Genomic DNA, 23399 nt, shown 5'->3' with positions numbered 1-23399 from the left:
CCATAAAAGCACCTCAAATGAAAGAAATACTGCAATACCTGTTTAATCATAATACGCTTTCAAAATCAGAAGCCAAGGCTACAATGATTGAAATTGCTCAGAATAAGTTCAACTCCGCAGAGGTTACGGCCTTTATCAGTGTTTTCCTGATGAGAAATATTACCCTGAAAGAACTGGAAGGCTTCAGAGAGGCTTTACTACAGATGGCTGTTTCTGTAGACATCGATTCCAGTGATGCCATTGATATTGTAGGTACAGGAGGTGATGGAAAAGATACGATCAATATCTCTACACTCGCCAGCTTTGTAGTGGCCGGAGCCGGCCAAAGGGTAACAAAACATGGAAATTACGGAGCTTCTACCACTACAGGTTCATCCAATGTACTGGAAGAATTAGGATATCAGTTTAAAAACAACTCGGAACAATTGAATGAGGATCTTGAAAGAGCCAACATCTGCTTTTTGCATGCTCCTTACTTCCATCCTGCGCTGCAATCCGTGGGCTTGTTGAGAAAATCTCTGGGATTAAGAACATTTTTTAATCTGTTGGGTCCGTTAGTGAATCCTGCAAAACCTAAATATTCAATGATCGGAGTATATAATCTTGAAATTGCCAGGATTTACCAGTATCTTCTTCAAAAGGATGAACGTGAATTTATTCTGGTTCATGGTCTGGACGGATATGATGAGATAAGCCTTACCGGCGACAGCAAGATCATTACCAAAAACGGTGAGGAAATCTATTCTGCTGAAGATTTAGGTTTCAATCCGGTAACGCTGGAAGATATTAAAGCAGGAAACTCCATTCAGGAAACCGCAAAAATATTTATGAATATTTTGGAGGGAAAAGGTACAGAACAGCAGAACTCTGTAATCCTTGCCAATGCATCAACAGCACTTTACAACACCTATAAATTCGGGTCGTATGATGACTGCCTGCTGTTAGCCCAGGAAAGCCTGCTGAAAGGAAAAGCATTGAATAGTTTTAACCTTTTAATTAATTAGTTATATTATTTTTTAAACCGTTAAGAGCTTTTAAGCGATGAAGAGTAGTTAAGATTAATCATTCTGATTTTAAGTTAAAGCAAAGCTCATCTTAATAATCTTAACACCTTACTACAATCTTAATGTTTCAAAAAAGGAAAAGTTTAAAAAGGTTCAAATAAAACAATTATTGATTAAATTTTAACACACAAAATGACTATACTGGATAAAATTATTGAACGAAAAAAAGAGGAAGTTACTGCAGCAAAATTACGCATTTCCCTTGACCGATTAAAAGACACCGCTTTTTTTGGAAGGCCAACATATTCACTGAAAGAATCCATCAAAAATAAAAGTGGAATTATCGCTGAGTTTAAGAGACAGTCACCATCAAAAGGAATCATCAACAATAATGCTGAGCCTTTAGAAGTTGTTTCTGCTTACGAAAAATTTGGAGCCAGTGGAATTTCTATCCTCACTGATCATGATTTTTTCGGAGGAAATTTAAATGATGTTCTCAGTGTAAGAAATGACATCAACATACCGATTCTGCGTAAAGATTTCATGATTGATGCATACCAGTTTTATGAAGCTAAAAGTATTGGTGCTGATGTTGTACTACTGATCGCATCCTGCCTTTCACCAGCTCAGGTTCAGGAATTTACAGACTTAGCCCACGAACTGAAAATGGAGGTTTTGCTGGAAATTCATACCGAAGATGAACTGAAACATTTCAATTCAAAAATCGACTTAGTTGGGATCAATAACAGGAATCTTAAAGATTTTAAAGTAGATCTGCAGCATTCGGTTCAGCTGAAAAACCAGCTTCCAAAAGGCGTTTTGTCGGTTGCAGAAAGCGGTATTTACAGTCTGGAAGATTTTCAATTTTTAAAAGAAAAAGGATTTGACAGCTTCCTGATGGGTGAATATTTTATGAAAAATACAAATCCGGCCAAAGCGTTTGAAGAATTTGCTTCTCAAATTTAAAATAATAATTAGTAATGAACCTGCAACCTCAGCTCAAAGTCTGCGGACTCACAAAACCGGACCAGATTCAGGAATTGATTTCTATGAATGTAGATTTCCTCGGTTTTATCTTCTATGAAAAATCACCCAGATATGTCTTGAATCATTTGAGTGCGGAAGAGATCTCAGCTATTGATCATCATGGAAAAACAGGTGTTTTCGTCAATGAAGAATTGGATATCATTCTACAGATGGTGCAAAAGGCCGGATTAAATTTTGTTCAGCTTCATGGCGATGAAAGTGATGATTTCATTGTTGAACTAAGACAAAAGCTGAACCCTGAAGTCGGTATTATTAAAGTCATCAGAATAGGAAACAATGCAGTTGAAAATAAAATGAAAATAACGCAGATTTTTAACTTTCAGAGGACAATCCGTAATCTGCAACCTATCACCTATTTTCTTTTTGATACTGACAGCAAAGCCTTTGGAGGAACAGGAAAACAATTTGACTGGAATATCCTGAATGAACTTGAGATTCCACTGCCCTACTTTTTAAGCGGTGGCATTTCAGAAGACAACATTGAAAATATTGAAATGCTGAAGCAACAGCCTTTTGCATTGGATATCAATTCAAAATTTGAAACAGAGCCCGGCCATAAAAACATTGACAGGATAAGAGAATTTAAAAGCCTCTGTCAACACAATAAATAACTAAAAAAACACACAATGATGAATATACATTTGCTAAAAAAGACATTTTACAAAACACTGTTTCCGCCTAAATTCGGAAATGAAAAAATTCAGACCCTGTACCATTTTGTTGCGGAAAACGACAGTAACACGGAACATTGGGAAGCAGGCGGATTATTGTCTGATTTCATCTGTATTATTAAAGATTTTGAAGAAGGAGACATCCAGTATTTTTTTGAAAGAATCAGCCTTTGGAACAGCTATTACCTGGTTATTATTTCGGATAAATTTTTAGAAAACCATGTCAGATCAGTAGTAAAGTATGACTTAGGATTAATTTATGCTAAAATATTTTTACTTTATGACGATTCTGATTCTTATTATTTGATTGATAATCTCGAAATTGCCATCACGATGTATCAGTCAAAAATAGATAAAGCAACCTTAATAGATTTACTGCACAAAATTGAGTTGTTATATTATAAAAAACTGATCACCAAACAACAATATGATTACCATCTTACATTTATTAATAGTTTAAACCCATGAAATATCAGATAAAAGAAACTCAGGATTTAAGGGAAAGGGAAATAGAACATATTTTGCAACTATGGGATATTTCTGCATGGAACGCCATGAAATCTGCCTATTTTATTACTTTTTTCAAAGATTCGGAATTTCATTTCCTGCTGGATGCGGATGAAAATGTACTGGCGGTTATGCGGGTGAATTTTGATTTCACCTTAAAAATAGCAGACAATGAATATTCCTTTGCGGAGGTGGTAGGACTTGTTTCCGCTCATAAAAAGAAAGGATATGGAGCAGCGTTGGTTCGCCATTTTAAAGAAAATGCCACACAAAGAAATCTGGAGGCAATAGGTTTCTGTCATTCAGATCTTCGTCCTTTTTATAAAAAATGTGATATTGAAATCCTCCATGACAAAGCCAAAATGATCAAAGAAAGTACCGGCTCGGAATGGGTGAATTCTGAAGATGATGATATTCTGATTTTTCATACAACGCAGGAAAGAAAAGAACTGCTCAGCCAGCTTAGTTCTCAAAACAATGCTTACTTAATAACTAAAGAATAAAAAATGAATTATAAAACCCCCGATGAACACGGATATTATGGAGAGTTTGGAGGAGCTTTTATCCCCGAAATGCTCTATCCGAATGTAGAAGAATTACAAAAGAATTACCTTCAGATTATAGAATCCGAAGATTTCCAAGCCGAATATCAGGATTTGCTAACAAATTATGTAGGCCGCGCTACGCCGCTATATTTTGCTAAAAACCTAAGTCAGAAATATCAGACTCAGATTTATTTAAAACGGGAAGACCTCAACCATACCGGAGCCCATAAAATTAATAATGCCTTAGGACAGGTTCTGTTGGCAAAACGACTTGGAAAAACCAGAATTATTGCTGAAACCGGAGCCGGACAGCATGGTGTTGCCACCGCGACAGCCTGTGCTCTACTGGGTTTGCAATGCATCGTTTATATGGGAGAAATTGATATCCAGAGACAGGCCCCGAATGTAGCGAGAATGAAAATGCTGGGTGCAGAAGTTGTGGCTGCCACTTCAGGTTCAAAAACCTTAAAAGATGCAGTGAATGAAGCCCTGAGAGACTGGATCAACAATCCTGTGACAACTCATTATGTGATTGGAAGCGTGGTTGGTCCTCACCCTTTCCCGGATCTTGTAGCACGATTCCAGAGCATCATTTCAAAGGAAATCAGAGAACAGCTTAAAGAAAAAATCGGAAGAGAAAATCCTGATTATGTAATTGCCTGTGTAGGCGGTGGGAGTAATGCTGCCGGGACTTTCTATCATTTTGTAGAAGAAAAGGAAGTAAAAATTATTGCTGCAGAAGCAGGAGGACTGGGTGTAGATTCAGGAAAGTCTGCTGCCACTACATTTTTAGGAACGCTTGGTGTGCTTCACGGAAGCAAAAGTCTTGTGATGCAGACGGAAGACGGACAGGTCATTGAACCTCATTCTATCTCTGCGGGACTGGATTATCCTGGGATCGGACCTTTTCATGCGAATTTATTCAAAGAAAAAAGAGCTGAATTCTTTAGTATTAATGATAACGAAGCTTTAAAATGTGCTTTTGAACTGACCAGACTGGAAGGGATTATTCCTGCATTGGAAAGTTCTCACGCGCTGGCAGTTTTAGACAAGAAGAAATTTAATCAAAACGATGTCGTTGTTATTTGTCTGAGTGGCCGTGGGGATAAGGATATGGAGACGTATCTGAAGAATCTGTAAAATGTAAAAAGTATTCATGTAAAATGACTTTAACAGATAAAACCTGATCATAAATACATTTTACATGAATACATCAATACAAAAAAAGAAAGAAATGAAAAAACTAAATATATACTTCACAGCAGGAATTCCACAACTGGAAGATACCGCTGATATTATACAACTGATTCAGGATTCCGGAGCAGATATGATCGAGATCGGAATGCCCTATTCTGATCCTGTAGCAGATGGCCCCGTGATCCAGAAAGCTCACGAACAGGCTTTACAAAACGGAATGACCATTGAAAAACTCTTGTCCCAATTAAAAGCCATAAAAAACGAAATCAGAATTCCTGTTATTCTGATGGGCTATATCAATCCGGTATTGAGTTTCGGATTTGAAAAGTTCTGTGCTGCATGTGCAGAAAGTGGTGTTTCAGGACTGATTCTTCCTGACCTTCCCCCTATTGAGTTTGAGAAAAACTATCAATCTGTTTTAAAGCAGTACAATCTTAATTTTACCTTTCTGGTGACTCCGGAAACCTCTGATGAAAGAATGATCTATCTGGATTCTTTAAGCTCAGGATTTCTGTACGCAGTAAGTTCTTCTTCCACCACCGGAAGTGAAAATGCCGTTTTAAAAAATGAAAACTACCTTTCCAGATTAGCTTCCCTCCCACTCAAAAATCCTGTGATGATCGGATTTGGAATTAAATCGAAAGAGGATTTTGAAAATGTAACAGAAAAAGCGGATGGCGGTATCATAGGAACAGCCTTTGTGAATATTTTGCTTCAGGATAAAAACTGGAAGAAGAATGCCATAGATTTTATCCATTCTATAAAAGGGTAAAATTCACTAAATTTGTATATCAAAAATTGCAATGAATACAAATCAAAATAAAGTAGTAGAATTTGAAGATTTAGGGATCAGAGAATATCAGCCGGCCTGGGATTACCAGGAGCAACTGATGAAAAACATCATTGATACCAAAATAAAAAACAGAGATCTTCCTGCCGAACAGCATACCACTACGCCCAATCACCTTCTTTTTGTAGAACATCCTCACGTTTATACTTTAGGAAAAAGCGGACATGAAGAAAATATGCTTGCCGGTATTGATAAACTGAAAGAAATTGATGCTACTTTCGTGAAAGTAAACCGTGGCGGAGATATTACCTATCATGGCTACGGACAGGTTGTAGGCTATCCTATTCTGGATCTTGAAAACTTTTTTACAGACATTCATTTATATATGAGAAATCTGGAAGAAGTGATCATCAGAACCATTGCCGAATACGACATTCAGGGAGAGCGCTCTCCGGGAGAAACGGGTGTTTGGCTGGATGTGGGAAAACCTTATGCGAGAAAAATGTGTGCGATGGGAGTGAAAGCCTCCCGATGGGTAACCCTTCATGGCTTCGCATTGAATGTAAATACAGACATGCGCTATTTTGAATACATCATCCCATGCGGTATCAAAGATAAGCAGGTGACTTCTTTAAAAAGAGAACTTGAAAGAGAACTGAATCCTGTAGAGATGGAGGAGCTGAAGGCAAAGATCAGGAAGCATTTCGCAGATGTTTTCCAGGCAGAATTGCTTTATAAATAGTCAAGTTTAATTACAATATAATAGGCCCGGTTTCAACTATTGAAACCGGGCTTTTAGTTTTATCATAATATTATTTTTATTCGCATAGACGATCCACAACGTTGTTATTCCGCAGGAATCCAGACTCAGAAATCCTGTAATAATAAATGAGGATAAAATAAGAGTTTAGATTCCTACAGAATGGACAAAGCGAGTAAAGAAAAGATACGTAGTAAAAACATCCGTATTCTAGTGATAAACTATCCATCCACTTTGTCCATTCCGAAGGAATCCAGATCTCGAATTCTATTTTAAAATTCTTCTCGCTTTTCAGAATTATATTATTCTTAAGACTTGTTTTTTGGTTTAATCCATATTACATAGCTTAGATTCCTACGGAATGGACAAAGAGTAAATAGACTTACCTTATTGAAGAATATTTGTATGTCAGAAATAAACTATCCATCCACCTTGTCCATTCCGTAGGAATCCAGATCTCAAAATTCTATTTTAAAATTTTCTATGTTTCAAAATTTTACTATTCTTGAGACTGTTTTTTAGTTTAATCCATATTACATAGCTTAGATTCCTACGGAATAGACAAAGCGAGTAAGGTTTGTAATAAAAACATTTCTATTTCAGCGATAAATTATCCATCCACCTTGTCCATTCCGTAGGAATCCAGATCTCGAAATTCTATTTTAAAATTTTCTATGTTTCAAAAATTCTACTATTAAAAACCTAAGATTTTTTAGTTGTTTTCAATATTATAAAATCAAAACACAACAGAATAATGTATTTTTTTCAAAAAAAATCTTGCATATATTTTAATTTTTATTACTTTTAATATCACAAATAAGTGAACTATTACAATTAAAAAGTTCACTAAAACTAAACACCAAAATATAAAAACTATGAAAAAATTTCTGTTATCCATGATGGCATTCGTGACGATTCTGTCATTCAATGCCTGCTCAGATTCAAGTGCCAACCAGGACCCGAATCTTGTCGCTAAAGAATCTAACGAAGTCGCTATGAAAGATTTCGGTAAGACTGTTCCGGTAGGGATTGAAAAAGAAGATGGAAAATTTAAAATCTCATTTATGGTTACTGCCCAGCCGTATGAAATTGCGGACAGTAAAGAAAATGCAGGTTATATTTCCATGATCAGACAGGCTGTTGAGAATGAAACTCCCGTTCATGTTTTCCTTAAAGTCAACACCAATAAAATTGCAAAAGTAGAAAAAGCAACAGATGATGACATCCGTTATTTTAAATCTGTATTCAACAAGCAAGAGAGAGGTGAAAGCAACAAAGCAGTCAGTGTTATTCCTGATCTGGCAACGCTGAACAGTTTATTTACCCAGATCAAAAACCAGGCTTGCGGAACTTCTACAGCATCTTCTCCTTGTATCACCTTCAGATATCCGGTTGACGGATGTTATGCAAGGGCTCACAAAATGAGACAAATCCTATTGAACGCCGGCTATGACTGTGAAAAGCAGTTCGTATATGGTAATCTGAGAGCTTCTACAGGAACATGCTGTGTATCATGGGTATATCACGTAGCAATTTTGGTAAGCTTCAAAAATGCTTCAGGAATTGTTGAAAAAAGAATCATAGATCCTTCATTATTCTCCAGCGGTCCTGTAACAGATTCTGCATGGAGAGCTGCATGTACCAACACAAGCTGCGGATCTGCGTCTGTATCTTCCTACGCCAATACAGCAGGAAATGTTTACTACAGAAGTCCGTCAGGTTCATTACTGTATGATAACAACTATGTGAATACCAATTGTGTATTAAACATATTCTCATCCCTTTCAGGATGTTCTCCTTCCCCAGCACCAAGTGTAGCAAGCTGTGGATTTTAATTAATTTATAAAGAACTCCTGCAATTATTTTGATACATTGCAGGAGCTTTTTATTTAATACTTTTTATTATGAAAGCCTGGTCCTATTTATTATTACTTTTTATTATGATTGCATCCTGCTCCGGTAATTCCGGTTCACAGAATTTAACCTGGTATAATAACGCTATTATTTCAGATATCACCGCAAATCCGGATAAACCTGATGAAGTAGTGCGTGTTGCCATTGGCATCAGTGCTCAGGTATTTTATCTTTCCAAAAAATCTCCGGATTATAAGGCTCTTATGGAAAAAGCAACCCAAAGCTTTAAGAAAAGTAAGGCATATAATATAGGTATTGAAAATAAAACCAATATCATCAGAGAAATGAAAGAGATTCAATAATCATATTACCTGATTACTGAAATACCTGCATCTACTTTTACTTCTGCTCCATGGATATATGATGCCTCCTCCGAAGCCAGAAACAATACTACATTAGCTATTTCTGAAGGTTCTCCCTGTCTTTTAAAAGGTATGGTAGGAATTATATCTTCGATAGCGCTTTCAATTTGCTCTCCGGTTAAACCTGTATTGTTAAAAATATTGGTTTTAATATGACCGGGGCTTACTCCATTAACACGGATTCCCCGTTCTGTAAGTTCTACAGCTAAAGTTTTGATGAATGACTGCACCGCCGATTTTGCAGCAGAATATACCGAAAAATTAGGCATAGCAATATCTGTTGCTACTGAAGTATTGAAAATAACGGAGCTTCCGCTTCTCATCAATGGCAGCATCTGCTGTACTGTGAAAAAAGGGCCTTTTACCAAAACATTGAAGAGTTCATCGAAATGATTTTCATCCACATATTCCACAGGAGCAAATTTTCCGTATCCTGCATTGGCAAAAACCAAATCAACCTGCTCAGTATATTTTCTAACCTCCTGCTGAAGATTCATAAGATCTTTCATATTACCGGCATTGGACACGATTCCGAAAGCATTTTTTGCAAGCTTGTCCAAAGCTGTGTTTACAGATTCTTCACTTCTTCCTGTAATAATAACCGTTCCTCCTTCTTCAATGAATTTCTGAGCAGTAGCCAGTCCCATTCCGTTCGTTCCGCCTGTAATTAGTGCGGTTTTGTTTTTAAATCTCTGCATTGTTTTTAATTTAAATTCTATGGCAAAGATTGCAATACTATTGTTTTGAAAAAATCCAGTTCTTGTGGAATTAAGAGAAAAGGCGAAAGGGCAAGACTGCGAAAAGGCGAAACGGTTAAATGGTAAATAATGCGATTATTATTTGCGATTTAGCAATTTAACCATTTAGCCTTTTTACTCTTTTGCTTTTTGCCATTTTAAAGTTCATCAATAATTGTCATCAATAAAATCATTCAAAATTAAATTGCACACAATTAAATTGGCTATATATTTGTACTGTTAATTCAGCTGAACATAAAAGCTGAAATTTTAAAAATCAACAAGTAGTTTAATTTAAAAACAAAAAAGAAAAATGTCATTAATAGAAGATCTGAACTGGAGACATGCTGTAAAAGCGTATGATCCAACCAAAAAAGTTTCACAGGAAGACCTTAACACTATTTTAGAAGCTGCAAGACTGGCCCCTACTTCATCAGGATTACAACCTTTCCGGGTTATTGTAGTTGAAAGCCAGGAACTGAAAGAAAAAATGGTAGCCGGAGCATTAAACCCTGAAGTAATGAGAGATTCTTCTCACGTTTTGGTGTTTGCTGCATGGGACAGCTATTCCAATGAAAAAATTGACAAAGTTTATGATTATCATACTGACGTAAGAGATCTTCCAAGAGGCCGTTTCGGAAGCTATACTGATAAAATCAAAGAAATATACGGTGCACAGACTCCTGAAGAGCATTTTGCACACACTGCCCGCCAGACTTATATTGCATTAGGGATCGCCCTTGCTCAGGCTGCAGAACTTAAAATCGACAGTACTCCGGCAGAAGGATTCAGCAATGATGTTGTGGATGAAGTACTGGGACTAAGAGAACTGGGATTAAAAAGCGTAAGTCTTTTGTATCTTGGATACCGTGATGAAGCTAATGACTGGCTTTCTACTATGAAAAAAGTCAGAATTCCAATGGATGAATTTATCATAAAAAAATAATACCTTCATCGAATCTTTCGTACTCAAAAAAATTATGGAAAATCCTAAAACACCCAAACTGGAAAACCAGATCTGCTTTCCACTGTACGTGATCGCCAAAGAGATTACGGGACTTTACCGTCCTTTTCTTGATGAACTGGGCATTACTTACCCACAGTATCTTGTGATGATGATATTATGGGATGGAGACGGACTTACCGTAAGCCATATCGGGGATAAGCTGTTTCTGGACAGTGGTACGCTGACGCCTCTTCTTAAAAGGCTTGAGTCTAAAGGATTTATTACCCGAAAAAGAAAAAAAGAGGATGAAAGAGTAGTTGAAGTATTTTTAGACGAAGCGGGCAGGCAGCTTCAGCAGAAAGCCTGTGAAATTCCAGGGAAAATTCAGGAAAAACTAGGAATACAACCTGAAGAGCTGCTGCACCTTAAAGACACGGTACTAAAAATATTAAACAAAATAGAAAATAAATGAAAACGTTATATACAACCCAGGTCACTGCAAAAGGAGGCCGAAACGGACATGTAAAGAGTGAAAACGGAGTATTGGATCTTGATGTAAGAATGCCGAAAGCTTTAGGAGGAGGCAATGATGATTTTGCCAACCCGGAAATGCTGTTTGCAGCTGGATATTCCGCATGTTTCGACAGTGCTCTGAACAGAGTGATCAGCCTTTCTAAGGTAAAAACCGGGGAAACAACGGTAACAGCACAAGTAAGCATAGGACAGCTTGAGAATGGCGGTTTCGGACTGGCAGCTGAGCTTGATGTGAACATTCCCGGAGTTTCTATTGAAGAAGCTCAGGCGTTGACAGAAAAAGCACACCAGATCTGTCCTTACTCCAATGCTACCAGAAACAATATGGAAGTAAAGCTTTCTGTGACCAACCACGATTAATCCAATTTTTTTAAGCATAGTTATAACGAAAGGAGCTGTTTCCATGGAAACAGCTCCTTTTTATTTTTTATTTAACCGCAGATTACACAGATGAGCACAGATGATTGTGGATATTTTTATGTATATAATATTTAAGAATGTCAATCATCATCACCTTCTGTCTTTCATCAGATCGCTCTTCTGATAGGCATCTACTTTTTTATAGGAATCATTCTTCTCTTTTTCTTTTTTATCAGAGATCAGTATTCCAAAAAGATGATCGATTTCATGCTGGAAAATAACCGCTGTAAATCCTTCTACAATTTCTGAATATTTCTGCCCTTTCAGATCCACATATTCCAGCTGAATAACCTTACTTCTGTAAAACTGGTCTCTGAAATCAGGGATAGACAAATCACCTTCAGGACCAAGATTCTGCAGATCGGAACGCCAGACAATCACCGGATTGATAAAGTATTCCAGTGGGGCTCCTTCTTTATCGAAACGCTGTACCCAGATGATCTTTCTGTTGATTCCTACTTGTGGAGCTGCAATGCCTACTCCGCCATCTGTTGAAAGAAGAGATTCTCTCATCCTTTTTACCAGAACTGCGATATTGGGATCAAGAGGATCTGCTTCTGAAGAAATGTTCAGCAATGTTTTATGCTGATTGGAATCTGTGGTCTGATAAATCGGTAAGGCCGTATTCACATCACCCTGGTTAATAATTGAGAGCTCATGGGAAGTAAGTTTCTGGGCGTTGAGAAATCCAATAAAAAAGATCAGCAGTACGGAAAGTTTTTTCATGTTTTTTAAATGTGATAACAAAGGTAAAAATTGTAGAATAAAAATGATGAAACAGTATTCAATAGTTATGTTTAGGCTAAAGCCAATGGAATGTGGTATAAAAGATAAACGGGCTAAAGCCCGTTTCTATTGAATATTTTTTCTTAATAATTGAAAGTCTAAAAAGTCTTGGTCATATCTGCCGGAATAATCAGATTGAAGTCTGTCGGGATATAATCTTTAGCAGGAACTTTCAGTTCAGGATCTTCTGATTCAAAAACGGAGATGACAGCCATTTTCAGATTAGGATTTTTCTGTTTGATATACCAGTAGATTCCACCAAATTCTTTGCTGTGATAGTTCCCGTTATAATGGACGAAAGTTTTTCCGGCCTGATAGTTTTTAAGAATAGATTCGGCCATCGTTGCATCTTTTGTAGCCTGGGCTGAAATAAAATTCATCACTTTTGTTCCTTCCGCATGGTCTCCCATCATCTTTTTCATTTCCGGATATCCCGGAGTGTCTAAAGTCACTTTAATAGGCAGCTGCGCAATATAAGTTTTCTCTTTTTCGCTTAATGTATTTAAAGATTCAAGACCTTCTTTGGCGGTTTGGGAGGCATATCTTCTTGGGATGTTGGTTGCAATAAACTTCAGCTTTTTATCTTTGGCAAAATCTACCAAAGGCTTGTAATCTGTTGCGTAGTTATTCCATAAACGGGCGGAATCTTTGAATGTTTTGGCATCAAATTTTCCATTCAGATACTGATCCAGCTGTGCCTGATTGTCTCTTTCAAACATCTCTGCCCCGAGCATAAGCTGTCCGTTCTTCTTCGCAAACAAAGCTTCCGTAATTTTTAGCTGAAGCCAATGGTTGATGGAACTGTTATGATTTTCACCAAAAAAGACCACATCATATTCTGCCAGCTCTTTTACCAGCTTTTCTGTCTTTACTTCCTTTCCTTTTTTATCATAAAACTGATATGCCTTAAAGTCCTGAGCTTTCAATGAACAGAAACCGGCTATCAGTATCGCTATGAAAATATTTTTCATTTTGTTTTTATAATTTAACCACAAATTACACAAATATTCTGGCAACTGCAGGTCGTTTGTCATAAAAAAGACCGCTTTGAATCTTACAAACAAAACGGTCTCATTCAAATTATCTAATTATTACTTTTCTAAAGCTGCTACAAGATCCTTCCATTCCTGAAGTTCAGGAATTCCGGGTTTTCTCTTTCCAAAGAACTGGACGATAAAGTCACCTTCTTTGTTGAATACTTCAATAGCGGTTACTTCCCCATCTTCAGTTGGTTTCTTAACGATCCAGGCTTCTGCAATTTTCGTTACATCAAGGTGCAGGTTGAAATCCGGATCCATCACGTTGAACCACTGCTGGTGCCAGAGCGTTTTGTTTACATTTCCTGTGTGGATCTGAATAATTCCTCTGTTTCCAACGAAAACCATGATCGGAACGTTTTTCTCTGAAGCATCTTCAAGGATATTTACTACTTTGGCATTATCTATTTTCTTAGCAAATCCTTCCGGAGCCAGTCTTAAGGCCTGCGTTCTGCTTACTCCGTATTTTCTGGTCATCATGAAGAAATCGTGAGTGTCTTTCAGTTCTGTCCATGCTTTTTTGAAGCCCTCCACATCAATGTCCGAATCTGCTTTTTCAGCCTGCTTTGGAGCTACAGGCTCAAATACAAACGCCTGGTTCTGTTCTTCCGCTTTAAATTCTTCTACAATTGTATCGAAAGCGGTTTCATTACTATCTTTTGTCAGATAAATCTTATGAAGTGCCAATCCGTCTTTTCCGAAAAACTGAAGGCTTTTCTTATCTCCTTCTACTACTGCAAAAGCAAACTTCCAGTGGTTAAGGAAAATTCTGAGATCAATATCTTCTCCCACAAAAAGCTGTGCATGCGGACTGCTGAAATCACCATTCAGATAGGTTCCTTTTCTTTCATGAACACACTCATCGTTACGGGTAAGTGCCATTACTTTTCCGAGTTGTCCGGCTTCTGTAAGGATTCCCTGGAAATCCGGGTTCAGCACCGTAACGCCTTCTCCTATGCCTGTCACTAATAATTCTGCTTCACCTACTCCCAGCTGTGCGGCTGCATTTCTTATTCTGATATGTGGATTTTCTGCTTTCAGAGCTTCCCATTTTTCCTTTAAATCATTAACTAATGTGCTCATTACTTTACTTTTTTATGGTTAAAATTGTATATATTCTTCGTATGTTTTCGTTTCCTGTTTTACTTTTTATTTCTTCTTCTTTTTCAGAAGTTTTCATTCTTTTGAAATGGCTTTTGGAGATCAGTTCTTCCATTTCGCTGTTGCTGTATAAGGTGAAATCAAATTCCGTAAACGGTAATTTTTCTATGAACTCTGTTTGCCCGAATGTAAGAACGAACGTTCCGTCATCTTTCAAAACCCTGTAGATTTGATTTAAAAAATCCACCGGATTTTCCCAGAAATACACGGTGTTGACTGTAAATATTTTATCAAAGGTCCTATCCTGAAAAGGAAGCTTTTTTCCTTCGTACAACACAAATTCTGCCTGACTTTCAAATTCTTTATTGAGTCTTTTGGCTTCATTGTGCATGGTTTCAGAAATATCAATTCCTGTGTACCTGAGGTTTTTGGCAAGGTTCATTATACTTTTAAGGTGTCCGGCGTTTCCGTGTCCTATTTCAAGGATTTGCTGGCCGTCATCTATCGAAAGTGTTCTGATACTTTCTAACGTCATACTGATGTTAGTGGCATTCATCATTTCACCAATCTCAATGCCTTTTTCACCCTGAGGATTGGCAAGATTCTGTGCGAGGATTTTGAGTTCTTCTTTTTCCATGGTTATCCAAAAATGATCATTGGGTTGTTCGTAATAGGATGGCCGCAGATGGTACACGGAAAGTTGTAGGCTTTACTGATATTTTCTGCCGTGAAAACTTCCTCCGGAGTTCCATATGCGGAAACTTTTCCTGATTTCATTAATAAAATCTTGTCTGCAAATTGAGCAGCAAGGTTCAGATCATGCAAAACAACAATGGCACTGTTGGCTTTTTTCGTGAATTTTTTGATGATTTCCAACGCTTTATACTGATGTTTAATGTCTAAATTATTCAGCGGTTCATCCAGGAAAACCAGTTTATGGACAATTTCATTCTGTAACTGCGCCATTACCCTGGAAAGATGTACCCGTTGTTTCTCACCTCCTGACAAAGAATTATAATCTCTGTCTTTCAAATGAAAAATATCGGTTTCATAGAGCATATTATTCATCGCTTCAAGATCTTCTTTTCCGGGCTGGGCATCAAAATAAGGATACCTTCCCATCATGACGACATCTTTTACATCAAGCGGAATATCATTGCTGTTGTGCTGTGAAAATTTTGCTTTATGTTTTGAAAGCTCCTTCACGTTCCATTCCTGAATAGGCTTATTTTTAAATAATACTTTCTGCTTTCCGGATTTCACTTCATCTGCCAAAACGCTCAGAAGACTTGACTTCCCTGCTCCGTTCGGACCCACAATGGCTAAAAATTCGCCATATTCAAGGGAGACATCTACTCCATCCAGAATACGGAATTCTTTATGTTTATAATTAATCTGGTGTGCCTTGATCATTACAGGGATTTTTTAAATTTAACCAAAATAGCAATAAAGATAGGTCCTCCCATCAATGCAGTCATTATTCCGATCGGAAGTTCTGACGGTGCTACAATACTTCTGCTGAATGTATCTGCCGTCAGCAATAAAATACTTCCATACATTGCTGATAAAGGCAGGATAAAGGTATTATCGGATTTGAATAAAAGCCTTAAAATATAAGGTACAATCAATCCTACAAAACCAATAGTTCCTGAAAATGCTACGCATGTTCCCACCATTAAAGCTACTGTGATAATGATCTGCTTTTTCAATTTCTCCACATTGATTCCAAGGTGCTGTGCATCTTTTTCTCCCAGCATCATGGCATTCAGCGCTTTTCCTTTAGGTAATAAAATGATGTAAGCGATGATCATCACAACGGCCAGGATGATATTCTTCGTCCATGTAGCAGCAGCAAGACTTCCCAGATTCCAGAAAGTTAAATCTCTGAGCTGTTCATCTTTTGAAAGATAGATCAGAAATCCGGTAATGGAGAAACCGATTGCTGTTATCGCCACTCCGGTAAGCAGCATCATCACTACATTTGTTTTTCCTCCGCTTGTTGAAATCCTGTACACCAGCATCATGGATAAAAAAGAACCAATAAAAGCCGCTATTCCTACCAGTGAAAACTGTACCGCTTCAGGAAGATACGCTTTGAAATGTCCTCCCAAAACAATCGCAATAGCCGCCAGCAGAGTTGCTCCTGATGTAAGGCCAATCAAATCTCCTGTTGCTAAGGGATTTTTAAAAAGCCCCTGAAGGCTGGTTCCCGAAACGGAAAGCATACCTCCAATTAAAATGGCCATAACTATTCTTGCTGCTCTAACGTCCCAGATCACGTATTTATCACTTAAGGACAAAGACGGATCACCTTTTATAAATTGCCACAGAATCATGAACGGGGAATTCCCTCCGAAATCATAAACTCCGGTATTAAGTGACAGGACTGCTATGATGGTAAGCAGTACTGCACTTATGATAAGATAAAAGTATAGTTTACTTTGTGTTTTCAATTAAAAGTTTATTTAATGCTACTGCTGCTTCTCCCAGTCTCGGTCCGAAACCTGATACCAAACCTCCGTCCATGGCGATAATCTTCTTATTTTTACCGGCATTGGTTTGTGATACTCCCGGCATTTTAAGGGCTCCTTCATTTCCTCCTGCGCCCTGTAATCCTGTTTCGAAGAAGAATAATACGTCAGGATTGGCTTTTACAACTGCCTCAGGAGTCAATGGTTTGAAATCTTCAAAATCAGTGACTGCATTTTCTCCGCCTGCAAGGTTAATTAATGAAGCCATTGGTGTATTTTTACCGCTTACCATCAGCATATTTCCTCTGGCATAGATGAACAGTACTTTTGGCTTTTTAGCAATGGGCTGTACCTGTTTCAGATCAGCATCAATTTTATCATTTAATTTCTGATAATCTGTATTTCCAATCGCTTTTGCAACCTGTTCGATCAGTTTTTTAGTTCCTTCAACCGTATATTCCTGTTTAAATACTTCGGTTTGAATTCCTGAAGATTTGATTTTCCCCATCAATTCAGGATTGATATCCTTATCAGAAGCAAGAATCAATGTTGGGTTTACAGCCATGATCGGCTCAATCGTCATCGATCTCATATGGCCCAGGTCTTTAGCTGTAGCTTTTAATGAGGCCGGATATGTACTGGTAACGTCGGTTCCTACGATTTCTTTTTCGTGTCCCAAAGCAACTACGATCTCGGTAATTCCTCCGTTGAGTGTCACTATTTTATTGTTCGTTTTTGGTGCTTCAGAACTGGTTTCTGTTGTATTTTCTTTTGCTCCTGTTTCTGCTTTTTTGCAGGAATATACTGCGACAAGAACAGAAGCTGCAAGGATGAATTTTTTCATGATATACTATTATTTGATTATTTATAAAGGTTCAAATTCAAAATTGGTGTATCCTCTTTCGCCTTTTGTATTTTTCATGGTGTTGAATCTCAGCTTGAAATAAAAACCTTCGGCATCTTTCAATACAAAAAAGCGGTCTGAATACACAAACGGAACCGGATTCGTTGCTGTTCCCGTAGTGGTTCTCCATTTGTCACCAATGGCTCTCTGGTCATTGAAAACAAATTTTGCAGCCTCAACATCTTTTAATTTAAATGCGCTGTAAGCAGCATCAAGACTTCCTGTGACATTTACCTGATAGGCTCCCACCCCATTTAAGGTATTTGTCGTCACAAAATCAGCATAAAAATAACTTCCTGCACTGTTGTTTGGTCCCATGAATACCTCATTGGTAAAGGTTGTGAACGCAAGGTCCCAGTTTTTTTTCTTACGCTGAATTTTTACCGGTATACCCGTTTTCAGGCTGAAGAACGCAAAGTTGTACTCAGTATCTTTTGTAATGATATATTCTTTGATATCTGCTTCTGCTGCATTCAAGTCGGCATAACGGATTTTGTATCCGTTCTGAGCTCTCAGGATCTGAATTTTCTTCCACCCTCTCGGGTCGCCGGACAATGAAACTGAACCTGCCCCGATATTGGCGGCAGAAGGTATCTCTCTCCCAAGATTGATCAGGTAAACAGGATTATCCGCATCATTTTCTTTGATGGCATCAATTCCTGAAGTCTGAGTCAGAAAATTTCCATCGGGATTGTCTACATATTGCATATTGGCAGCATCAAAAGTTCCTACCTGAGCAATGTCTTTCAGACCTGATATATCAGCTTCTTTTACTTTACTGATGTCTGAAGCGTTGGGGATTTTAACCACCGTCATAGCCAGAGATCCGTTCATGATCACACGGAATTCATCTCCGGTATAAAAACCAAGGTCCCAATCTGTTCTGCGGTTAACGGCTGAACTGGTGTAGTCGCTTAAGTCGATCCAAACCTGATTGGGTTCTGTAGGACCACCGATATTCACACTTACTTCCGATCCTGTCATTGGAGGAACCGGAACCGGATCTTCGTCTGCAGAGAGACAAGACTGTGTGGCAGCGATAATGGAAAGAACGGACACTATTTTTAAATACTTCATCATAGTAACTTATTATTTAAAATTGAAACATTAATCTGGCAAAATAGCTTCTGCCATAGTATAAATTAACAAAACCACTCGCCGCTGTATGGGCCGAACCTGCCACCGCAGTAGAGTTCAGTCTCGTTACATCAAATATATTTTTCACTCCGGCGGAAATTTCAAAGTGATTCTTCCAGAAAGGCTGGCTCACAATGAAATCCATCATATGGAAGCTATCTACTTTTCCAAGCCGGAAGCCGCCTGCTCCATCGGCTACATATATTCTGTCTGGACCTGTAAACTTGTAATAAAGGGCAAAATTGGTATCTGTACTTTTCAGTTTATAGGTTGCTGAAGCTCCTGCCTGTACTAAATACTGGAAATCTGTAGGCGAAGAAGATTTCAAATCATTCATCGATACGGATGTTCCGTTTACAGATCCCCTTAAAGAGAGGGCAAACTGATCTTTTCTGAAATCTACGTTAGCTGAGAATAACAAATTTTTATAGGTATCAAGATTCATGTATTTGTAGGTGGAAGGCTCTTTTACCATCACCATTTCAATTCTGTCCCGTACATCAAGGTATAATGCGTCAAGTCCATAAGCGATCTTCCAGCCATTGTCTGCCGAAAAGTTCTGGTTCCAGAAGAGTCCTGCAGAGAATCCTTTTTCAGGATTTAAATCCGGATTTCCCTGGACATCATGATTAAGATTCACAAAATAGGTGTACAGTTCATCATATTTCGGGAAACGGTTGGCTGATCCTATAACCGCCCGGAGATTTGAATTTTGAGAAGTTTTATATCTTGCCGATAAAGAGTAATTGTACTGATTGTTGAAATTTTCGCTCAAAGAAAGCCTTACTCCCGGTCTCAGAGAAAATTTGTCTGAAACATTCCATTCTGCAGAAAGGAAATTGGAATAGGTAAATATTTTTCTTTTTACCGCTTCTCCAAAGAAATCCCCGGCGATCAGTGCAGCATATCCATTAGTATAATCTAATTCATATCCCAACTGAAAATCAAAGACTTTGCTATCAAGGAAATTACTGAACATCCCTCTTGAATAAACAACATCTGTCTTATAATAAGATTTTTCGTCCTGACGGCTCTTTATTGTTCTGTTTGGAATATCATAATTGTAATCATAATATTTTCTGTCCTGGTTCTGATAAGAGAAGTCTCCCATATATCGGATATGTCCCAGGTTGGTTTGAATATTGAACTGGTGAATCCAGCGGTCCGTGTTGTATCTTCTGTCTCTGCTTTCATAGGAAACTCCGCCTGCTCCGTCATTCAGAGGATTTCTGCTGACCTCCGGATTGTAGAAATTGAATTTCTCATTAAGATAAGACAGCTTGTAGAAAAATGTTGTTTTGTTTTTCGTGTATCTGAGTAATGCTGATGCATCGTACTGGTCTTTCGGGTTCCATTCATACCCTCTCTGGTTGTCCTGCCCGAAATATTTGTAGCCTTTGCTTTGTCCTTCGTATCCCATAAACTGGTTATGGTTGAAATTGATACTGGCAAACCATTCATTACTGATATTATAATCTACATTCAGGTTCTGGATATGTCTGCCGTTACCCTTTTTCTTAAGATCATAATGGTCTCTTACCGTTTCTTCCTGCAATGAACCCCTTACACTTATTTTTTTTGTACCGGTCTTTTTCGTAATAATGTTGATGACCCCGGCAACAGCACCGTTTCCGTACTCAACGCCCATGCTTCCTTTTACAATTTCAATTCTTTCTATATTGCTTAAGGTAATTTTGGTAAGGTCAATATTACTGCCCAGTCCTGTATCCCCTACTACCGGAATATTGTCTATAAGGATCTTTACATAGTCACCGTTAAGTCCCATGATATTCGCGGTTGAATTTCCGGAGCGGGTATCAGGAGTGATCTGTATGTTAAGGCTTTGATTCAAAACCTCTGCAACGTTCGTGGCTGCCATATTTTTAATCTGTTCTGCATCTATAACATCAACCTTATATATCGATTTGTTAATGGACTGCTGCATGTACTGTCCTGTAATAACAACTTCTTCAATTTTCTTTTGATAAAGAGAATCCTTTTCTTGTGCATTCATCCATAAGGCTATGGATAACGTTAGAACGGAAAGCACTTTCTTCTTCATAAGGGTACAAATTTTCGACAAATATAAAACTTTTATTTAGACTCATTAAAAATAAATAGATATTTTTGTGTAATAATTCTAAATAAAAATAATCTCATGAAATTAAAATTACTTTTCGGAACTCTAGTGTTTACAGCCTTAACTGCGAATGCCCAGGTATCCAGCATCAATGAAAATTTCAATAATTTCACTGTCGGGAATACCACTTTCCCACAGTTTGGCTGGTCTGCTATCGTCGCACCAATCACCGGTGAGTTTCCTCCCGTACCTCCAAGAATGATTGTAGCAGGAGATTCCAACAGATTTATCCAGTCATACGCAGGAAACAACGCAACGGGCTCTTCCTACCTGATTTCACCCCAGATTGAAACTCCCACAGGAAATAAAACACTGACTTTTGATACCACCTTGGTATCTCCATCTCCCGGTCCAGGAACCATTCAGATTGGCATAGCATCCAATCCCGCAGATATGTCAACATTTGTTCCTGTCGGAAATCCTATTAATGTAGCGACAATCGGCACTGTACAGAATATCAGTGTTAATATTCCGGCAACCACAGGATCTTACATCGTATTCAAGTTCACGCCTACTGCTACCCATGTAGCCATTCAGGTTGATAATGTCATTTATAATACAGCAGCTTCATTAGGCGTTTCTGACAACAATACAACAACAGAGAATTTCAGATTTGCTTTAAATGCTGATCAAAGCGCTTTAGAATTTATCGTGAAGAAAGATCCTAAGAACATTCAGATCTATTCTGCTGCAGGCATGAAAGTAGCAGAAGGAAAGCTAAACGGAAGAAGATTTGAAATAAACACTCTTCAGACAGGCATTTACTATATGAATATTGAAACAGCAGAAGGAAAACTTATCCAATCAAAATTCATTAAAAAATAAGGTTAATCAGACTATTATTTACCTTTTTAAAGCCGACAGAAATCGTTTCTGTCGGCTTTTTTATTTATGATTTTTCATTTTAATGATGATCTAAAATAGAAACACGACAAAAGTCATGTTTTTATTTAGACTGATTAAAAATAATTATATACTTTTGTGGAACCATTCTAAATAAGAATTTAAAAAATAATTTATGAAAACAAAACTATTATTGGCTTCGGTACTGGCAATGTCTGTTCAGCAGACTGTTTTGGCGCAGACTGACGCATTGGGATACTCACAGGTAAATATGACCATGGGAAGCGGATATCAGAATCGCGTATTTGTGAACCTTGCGGATGGCAATATGGTTTCCCAGCCAGCCAATACCTGGGATATTGCTTTTTACAGAAATTCAAACTATGCTTTCGGATCGAGAGTGAATGATGCAAAAGATATCGAAGTATTCACAGCATCAACCAATTTAGCCGACTGGGACAATATCAGCATCAGCAATGAATCTTCATGGGGAGCCCCTTTGTACAATCCGGATCAGACAACTGACTGGAGCCAGGGCGCTTTTGAACAAGGCCCGGTGACCTCTCCCAATCCTAATATTCCTTCAACAGGCTGGGGAGTTTACAATCCTGTGAACCACCATATTCAGGGAAAAGCAATTTTTGTTTTAAAATATGCTTCAGGAGCTTATATTAAATTCGCTATTGAAGATGCATTTGCCGGATATACTTTCAGATATTCAAAATGGAATGGTACATCCTGGGGAGCTACTGAGACAAGGACCATTGCCAATGGTACAGATGATTCTTATTTCAATTATTTCTCCTTCGATACCGGAGAAAAAGTTTCGAATCTGGAACCATCCAGAGCGGCATGGGATTTTGTATTCACCAAATATTACACTTTCTATATGGGTGTACAGATGTACCCACTATCCGGAGCTATTCAAAGTCCTAATATCAAGGTTGCGATGGTACAGCCGGAAACTCAGGAAAGTGCAGGTTATAGCATGCCGACCAATGCTAATTTCTCGTCAACTATTACAACAGTGGGACACTCGTGGAAGGGTATCGGAACGGTAAAAAATGATGTTGTCTACTATGTCAAAAAAGGAAATGACTACTACAGAATGTACTTCACCACGAATGGTGGAGCAAGTACAGGTAACATGTATTTCAAATACAAGAAGATTACTGAAACATTAGGCATTACCGAAGTTGGGAAAAAAGCATCTTTCGGTCTGTATCCTAACCCTGCGACAGCTGATAAAAAGGTAACTGTTCTTTTTGATGTTAAAGAAAAGGCAAATAACAAAGGGAATGTAGAGGTTTATGATCTTACCGGCAAAAAGGTCTATTCTGCGGAACTTACCAATCAGGCTGGTTTCTATAAGCAGGACCTGAACCTTTCTACCCTTACTTCAGGAAATTACCTTGTAAAAATTACTTACGGAGGCCACTCGGAGACGAAAAAGCTTATCGTAAAATAATCTTTCAATTTTAATACTTTCTATTTTTTCTAATAAAAAGGCGGTTTCAGAGTATTGAAGCCGCCTTTTATTCTTTAC

25 protein-coding genes are annotated in these 23399 nt (G+C 37.9%); 15 read left to right on the top strand and 10 right to left on the bottom strand.

Annotated elements, in window-relative coordinates:
- The first annotated feature begins 17 nt into the window (after nt 1-17).
- The 10 genes from trpD to EL165_RS25390 all read left to right on the top strand — a co-directional run bounded on the left by trpD (nt 18) and on the right by EL165_RS25390 (nt 8737).
- Nucleotides 18-1004 carry an anthranilate phosphoribosyltransferase gene (trpD, locus tag EL165_RS25435; protein ID WP_041461840.1) on the top strand — a complete coding sequence of 329 codons (987 nt, stop codon included), beginning with the start codon at nt 18-20 and terminating at the stop codon, nt 1002-1004.
- A 192-nt stretch (nt 1005-1196) separates the two neighbouring features.
- Nucleotides 1197-1970, top strand: a complete 774-nt coding sequence (gene trpC, locus EL165_RS25430; protein WP_002980556.1) for an indole-3-glycerol phosphate synthase TrpC — start codon at nt 1197-1199, stop codon at nt 1968-1970.
- Nucleotides 1971-1984: 14 nt separating this feature from the next.
- Nucleotides 1985-2662 carry a phosphoribosylanthranilate isomerase gene (locus EL165_RS25425; protein WP_002980557.1) on the top strand — a complete coding sequence of 226 codons (678 nt, stop codon included), beginning with the start codon at nt 1985-1987 and terminating at the stop codon, nt 2660-2662.
- A 15-nt stretch (nt 2663-2677) separates the two neighbouring features.
- Nucleotides 2678-3190, top strand: coding sequence for a hypothetical protein (locus tag EL165_RS25420; protein WP_002980558.1), 513 nt, complete (start codon nt 2678-2680; stop codon nt 3188-3190).
- Nucleotides 3187-3732, top strand: coding sequence for a GNAT family N-acetyltransferase (locus tag EL165_RS25415; protein ID WP_002980559.1), 546 nt, complete (start codon nt 3187-3189; stop codon nt 3730-3732). The genes EL165_RS25420 and EL165_RS25415 overlap by 4 nt, the downstream gene beginning before the upstream one ends.
- Before the next feature lie 3 nt (nt 3733-3735).
- Nucleotides 3736-4914: a tryptophan synthase subunit beta gene (gene trpB, locus EL165_RS25410; protein ID WP_002980560.1), complete on the top strand. Its 1179-nt coding sequence runs from the start codon at nt 3736-3738 to the stop codon at nt 4912-4914.
- Between the two features lie 94 nt (nt 4915-5008).
- Nucleotides 5009-5743: a tryptophan synthase subunit alpha gene (trpA, locus tag EL165_RS25405; RefSeq protein WP_041461841.1), complete on the top strand. Its 735-nt coding sequence runs from the start codon at nt 5009-5011 to the stop codon at nt 5741-5743.
- A gap of 31 nt (nt 5744-5774) precedes the next feature.
- A complete protein-coding gene (lipB, locus tag EL165_RS25400; protein WP_002980562.1) occupies nt 5775-6503 on the top strand; it encodes a lipoyl(octanoyl) transferase LipB in 729 nt (242 codons plus the stop codon).
- Nucleotides 6504-7396: 893 nt separating this feature from the next.
- The gene (locus EL165_RS25395; protein ID WP_002980563.1) at nt 7397-8356 is read left to right on the top strand and encodes a protein-glutamine glutaminase; all 960 of its coding nucleotides are present in this window, start codon (nt 7397-7399) and stop codon (nt 8354-8356) included.
- A gap of 69 nt (nt 8357-8425) precedes the next feature.
- Entirely contained in the window at nt 8426-8737 is a 312-nt protein-coding gene (locus tag EL165_RS25390; RefSeq protein ID WP_002980564.1) for a hypothetical protein, read from the top strand.
- Nucleotides 8738-8742: 5 nt separating this feature from the next.
- On the opposite strand, the gene EL165_RS25385 is transcribed toward EL165_RS25390, so the two are convergent.
- Entirely contained in the window at nt 8743-9495 is a 753-nt protein-coding gene (locus tag EL165_RS25385; protein WP_002980565.1) for an SDR family oxidoreductase, read from the bottom strand.
- Nucleotides 9496-9847: 352 nt separating this feature from the next.
- On the opposite strand from EL165_RS25385, the gene EL165_RS25380 reads away from it, so the two are divergent.
- From EL165_RS25380 to EL165_RS25370, 3 genes are read left to right on the top strand one after another with little or no spacing between them, the layout of a single operon-like run.
- Entirely contained in the window at nt 9848-10480 is a 633-nt protein-coding gene (locus EL165_RS25380; RefSeq protein ID WP_002980566.1) for an NAD(P)H-dependent oxidoreductase, read from the top strand.
- Nucleotides 10481-10514: 34 nt separating this feature from the next.
- Nucleotides 10515-10952, top strand: a complete 438-nt coding sequence (locus tag EL165_RS25375; RefSeq protein ID WP_002980567.1) for a MarR family winged helix-turn-helix transcriptional regulator — start codon at nt 10515-10517, stop codon at nt 10950-10952.
- On the top strand, nt 10949-11374 hold the full coding sequence (locus EL165_RS25370; protein WP_002980568.1) for an organic hydroperoxide resistance protein: 426 nt from the start codon (nt 10949-10951) through the stop codon (nt 11372-11374). Before EL165_RS25375 ends, EL165_RS25370 begins: the two co-directional genes overlap by 4 nt.
- A gap of 150 nt (nt 11375-11524) precedes the next feature.
- Here the strand turns inward: EL165_RS25370 and EL165_RS25365 are convergent, their stop codons facing one another.
- The 9 genes from EL165_RS25365 to EL165_RS25325 all read right to left on the bottom strand — a co-directional run bounded on the left by EL165_RS25365 (nt 11525) and on the right by EL165_RS25325 (nt 20932).
- Nucleotides 11525-12160, bottom strand: coding sequence for a peptide deformylase (locus tag EL165_RS25365; RefSeq protein ID WP_002980569.1), 636 nt, complete (start codon nt 12158-12160; stop codon nt 11525-11527).
- A 158-nt stretch (nt 12161-12318) separates the two neighbouring features.
- Nucleotides 12319-13191, bottom strand: a complete 873-nt coding sequence (locus EL165_RS25360; protein ID WP_041461843.1) for a ChaN family lipoprotein — start codon at nt 13189-13191, stop codon at nt 12319-12321.
- Nucleotides 13192-13311: 120 nt separating this feature from the next.
- Nucleotides 13312-14340, bottom strand: coding sequence for a hemin-degrading factor (locus EL165_RS25355; protein WP_002980572.1), 1029 nt, complete (start codon nt 14338-14340; stop codon nt 13312-13314).
- A gap of 4 nt (nt 14341-14344) precedes the next feature.
- Complete coding sequence (locus tag EL165_RS25350; protein ID WP_002980573.1) at nt 14345-14995, bottom strand: class I SAM-dependent methyltransferase; 651 nt, start codon at nt 14993-14995, stop codon at nt 14345-14347.
- Between the two features lie 2 nt (nt 14996-14997).
- Entirely contained in the window at nt 14998-15771 is a 774-nt protein-coding gene (locus EL165_RS25345) for a heme ABC transporter ATP-binding protein (RefSeq protein ID WP_002980574.1), read from the bottom strand.
- A complete protein-coding gene (locus EL165_RS25340) occupies nt 15771-16811 on the bottom strand; it encodes a FecCD family ABC transporter permease (RefSeq protein WP_002980575.1) in 1041 nt (346 codons plus the stop codon). The genes EL165_RS25345 and EL165_RS25340 overlap by 1 nt, the downstream gene beginning before the upstream one ends.
- Nucleotides 16795-17673, bottom strand: coding sequence for a heme/hemin ABC transporter substrate-binding protein (locus tag EL165_RS25335; RefSeq protein WP_002980576.1), 879 nt, complete (start codon nt 17671-17673; stop codon nt 16795-16797). The genes EL165_RS25340 and EL165_RS25335 overlap by 17 nt, the downstream gene beginning before the upstream one ends.
- A 21-nt stretch (nt 17674-17694) precedes the next feature.
- Nucleotides 17695-18813: an HmuY family protein gene (locus EL165_RS25330; protein ID WP_002980577.1), complete on the bottom strand. Its 1119-nt coding sequence runs from the start codon at nt 18811-18813 to the stop codon at nt 17695-17697.
- Nucleotides 18814-18826: 13 nt separating this feature from the next.
- A complete protein-coding gene (locus tag EL165_RS25325; RefSeq protein ID WP_002980578.1) occupies nt 18827-20932 on the bottom strand; it encodes a TonB-dependent receptor plug domain-containing protein in 2106 nt (701 codons plus the stop codon).
- Between the two features lie 96 nt (nt 20933-21028).
- Here EL165_RS25325 and EL165_RS25320 point away from each other — a divergent pair, with 96 nt between their 5' ends.
- Nucleotides 21029-21835, top strand: a complete 807-nt coding sequence (locus EL165_RS25320) for a T9SS-dependent choice-of-anchor J family protein (RefSeq protein WP_002980579.1) — start codon at nt 21029-21031, stop codon at nt 21833-21835.
- Between the two features lie 193 nt (nt 21836-22028).
- Nucleotides 22029-23321, top strand: a complete 1293-nt coding sequence (locus tag EL165_RS25315; RefSeq protein WP_002980580.1) for a T9SS type A sorting domain-containing protein — start codon at nt 22029-22031, stop codon at nt 23319-23321.
- Nucleotides 23322-23399: the final 78 nt, after the last annotated feature.

The sequence above is a fragment of the Chryseobacterium gleum genome, from assembly GCF_900636535.1.
In the GTDB taxonomy this organism is placed as follows: domain Bacteria; phylum Bacteroidota; class Bacteroidia; order Flavobacteriales; family Weeksellaceae; genus Chryseobacterium; species Chryseobacterium gleum.
This window is presented reverse-complemented; position numbering and strand designations above follow the sequence as displayed.

Bases quoted from the DNA above. Each gene is read 5' to 3' on its own strand.
- trpB (WP_002980560.1), top strand. From the start codon at position 3,736: ATGAATTATAAAACCCCCGATGAACACGGATATTATGGAGAGTTTGGA.
- EL165_RS25355 (WP_002980572.1), bottom strand. From the start codon at position 14,340: ATGAGCACATTAGTTAATGATTTAAAGGAAAAATGGGAAGCTCTGAAA.
- lipB (WP_002980562.1), top strand. From the start codon at position 5,775: ATGAATACAAATCAAAATAAAGTAGTAGAATTTGAAGATTTAGGGATC.
- EL165_RS25425 (WP_002980557.1), top strand. From the start codon at position 1,985: ATGAACCTGCAACCTCAGCTCAAAGTCTGCGGACTCACAAAACCGGAC.
- EL165_RS25345 (WP_002980574.1), bottom strand. From the start codon at position 15,771: ATGATCAAGGCACACCAGATTAATTATAAACATAAAGAATTCCGTATT.
- EL165_RS25325 (WP_002980578.1), bottom strand. From the start codon at position 20,932: ATGAAGAAGAAAGTGCTTTCCGTTCTAACGTTATCCATAGCCTTATGG.
- EL165_RS25370 (WP_002980568.1), top strand. From the start codon at position 10,949: ATGAAAACGTTATATACAACCCAGGTCACTGCAAAAGGAGGCCGAAAC.
- EL165_RS25360 (WP_041461843.1), bottom strand. From the start codon at position 13,191: ATGAAAAATATTTTCATAGCGATACTGATAGCCGGTTTCTGTTCATTG.
- EL165_RS25365 (WP_002980569.1), bottom strand. From the start codon at position 12,160: ATGAAAAAACTTTCCGTACTGCTGATCTTTTTTATTGGATTTCTCAAC.
- EL165_RS25385 (WP_002980565.1), bottom strand. From the start codon at position 9,495: ATGCAGAGATTTAAAAACAAAACCGCACTAATTACAGGCGGAACGAAC.
- EL165_RS25320 (WP_002980579.1), top strand. From the start codon at position 21,029: ATGAAATTAAAATTACTTTTCGGAACTCTAGTGTTTACAGCCTTAACT.
- trpC (WP_002980556.1), top strand. From the start codon at position 1,197: ATGACTATACTGGATAAAATTATTGAACGAAAAAAAGAGGAAGTTACT.
- EL165_RS25335 (WP_002980576.1), bottom strand. From the start codon at position 17,673: ATGAAAAAATTCATCCTTGCAGCTTCTGTTCTTGTCGCAGTATATTCC.
- EL165_RS25420 (WP_002980558.1), top strand. From the start codon at position 2,678: ATGATGAATATACATTTGCTAAAAAAGACATTTTACAAAACACTGTTT.
- EL165_RS25395 (WP_002980563.1), top strand. From the start codon at position 7,397: ATGAAAAAATTTCTGTTATCCATGATGGCATTCGTGACGATTCTGTCA.
- trpD (WP_041461840.1), top strand. From the start codon at position 18: ATGAAAGAAATACTGCAATACCTGTTTAATCATAATACGCTTTCAAAA.
- trpA (WP_041461841.1), top strand. From the start codon at position 5,009: ATGAAAAAACTAAATATATACTTCACAGCAGGAATTCCACAACTGGAA.
- EL165_RS25390 (WP_002980564.1), top strand. From the start codon at position 8,426: ATGAAAGCCTGGTCCTATTTATTATTACTTTTTATTATGATTGCATCC.
- EL165_RS25375 (WP_002980567.1), top strand. From the start codon at position 10,515: ATGGAAAATCCTAAAACACCCAAACTGGAAAACCAGATCTGCTTTCCA.
- EL165_RS25315 (WP_002980580.1), top strand. From the start codon at position 22,029: ATGAAAACAAAACTATTATTGGCTTCGGTACTGGCAATGTCTGTTCAG.
- EL165_RS25330 (WP_002980577.1), bottom strand. From the start codon at position 18,813: ATGATGAAGTATTTAAAAATAGTGTCCGTTCTTTCCATTATCGCTGCC.
- EL165_RS25415 (WP_002980559.1), top strand. From the start codon at position 3,187: ATGAAATATCAGATAAAAGAAACTCAGGATTTAAGGGAAAGGGAAATA.
- EL165_RS25380 (WP_002980566.1), top strand. From the start codon at position 9,848: ATGTCATTAATAGAAGATCTGAACTGGAGACATGCTGTAAAAGCGTAT.
- EL165_RS25350 (WP_002980573.1), bottom strand. From the start codon at position 14,995: ATGGAAAAAGAAGAACTCAAAATCCTCGCACAGAATCTTGCCAATCCT.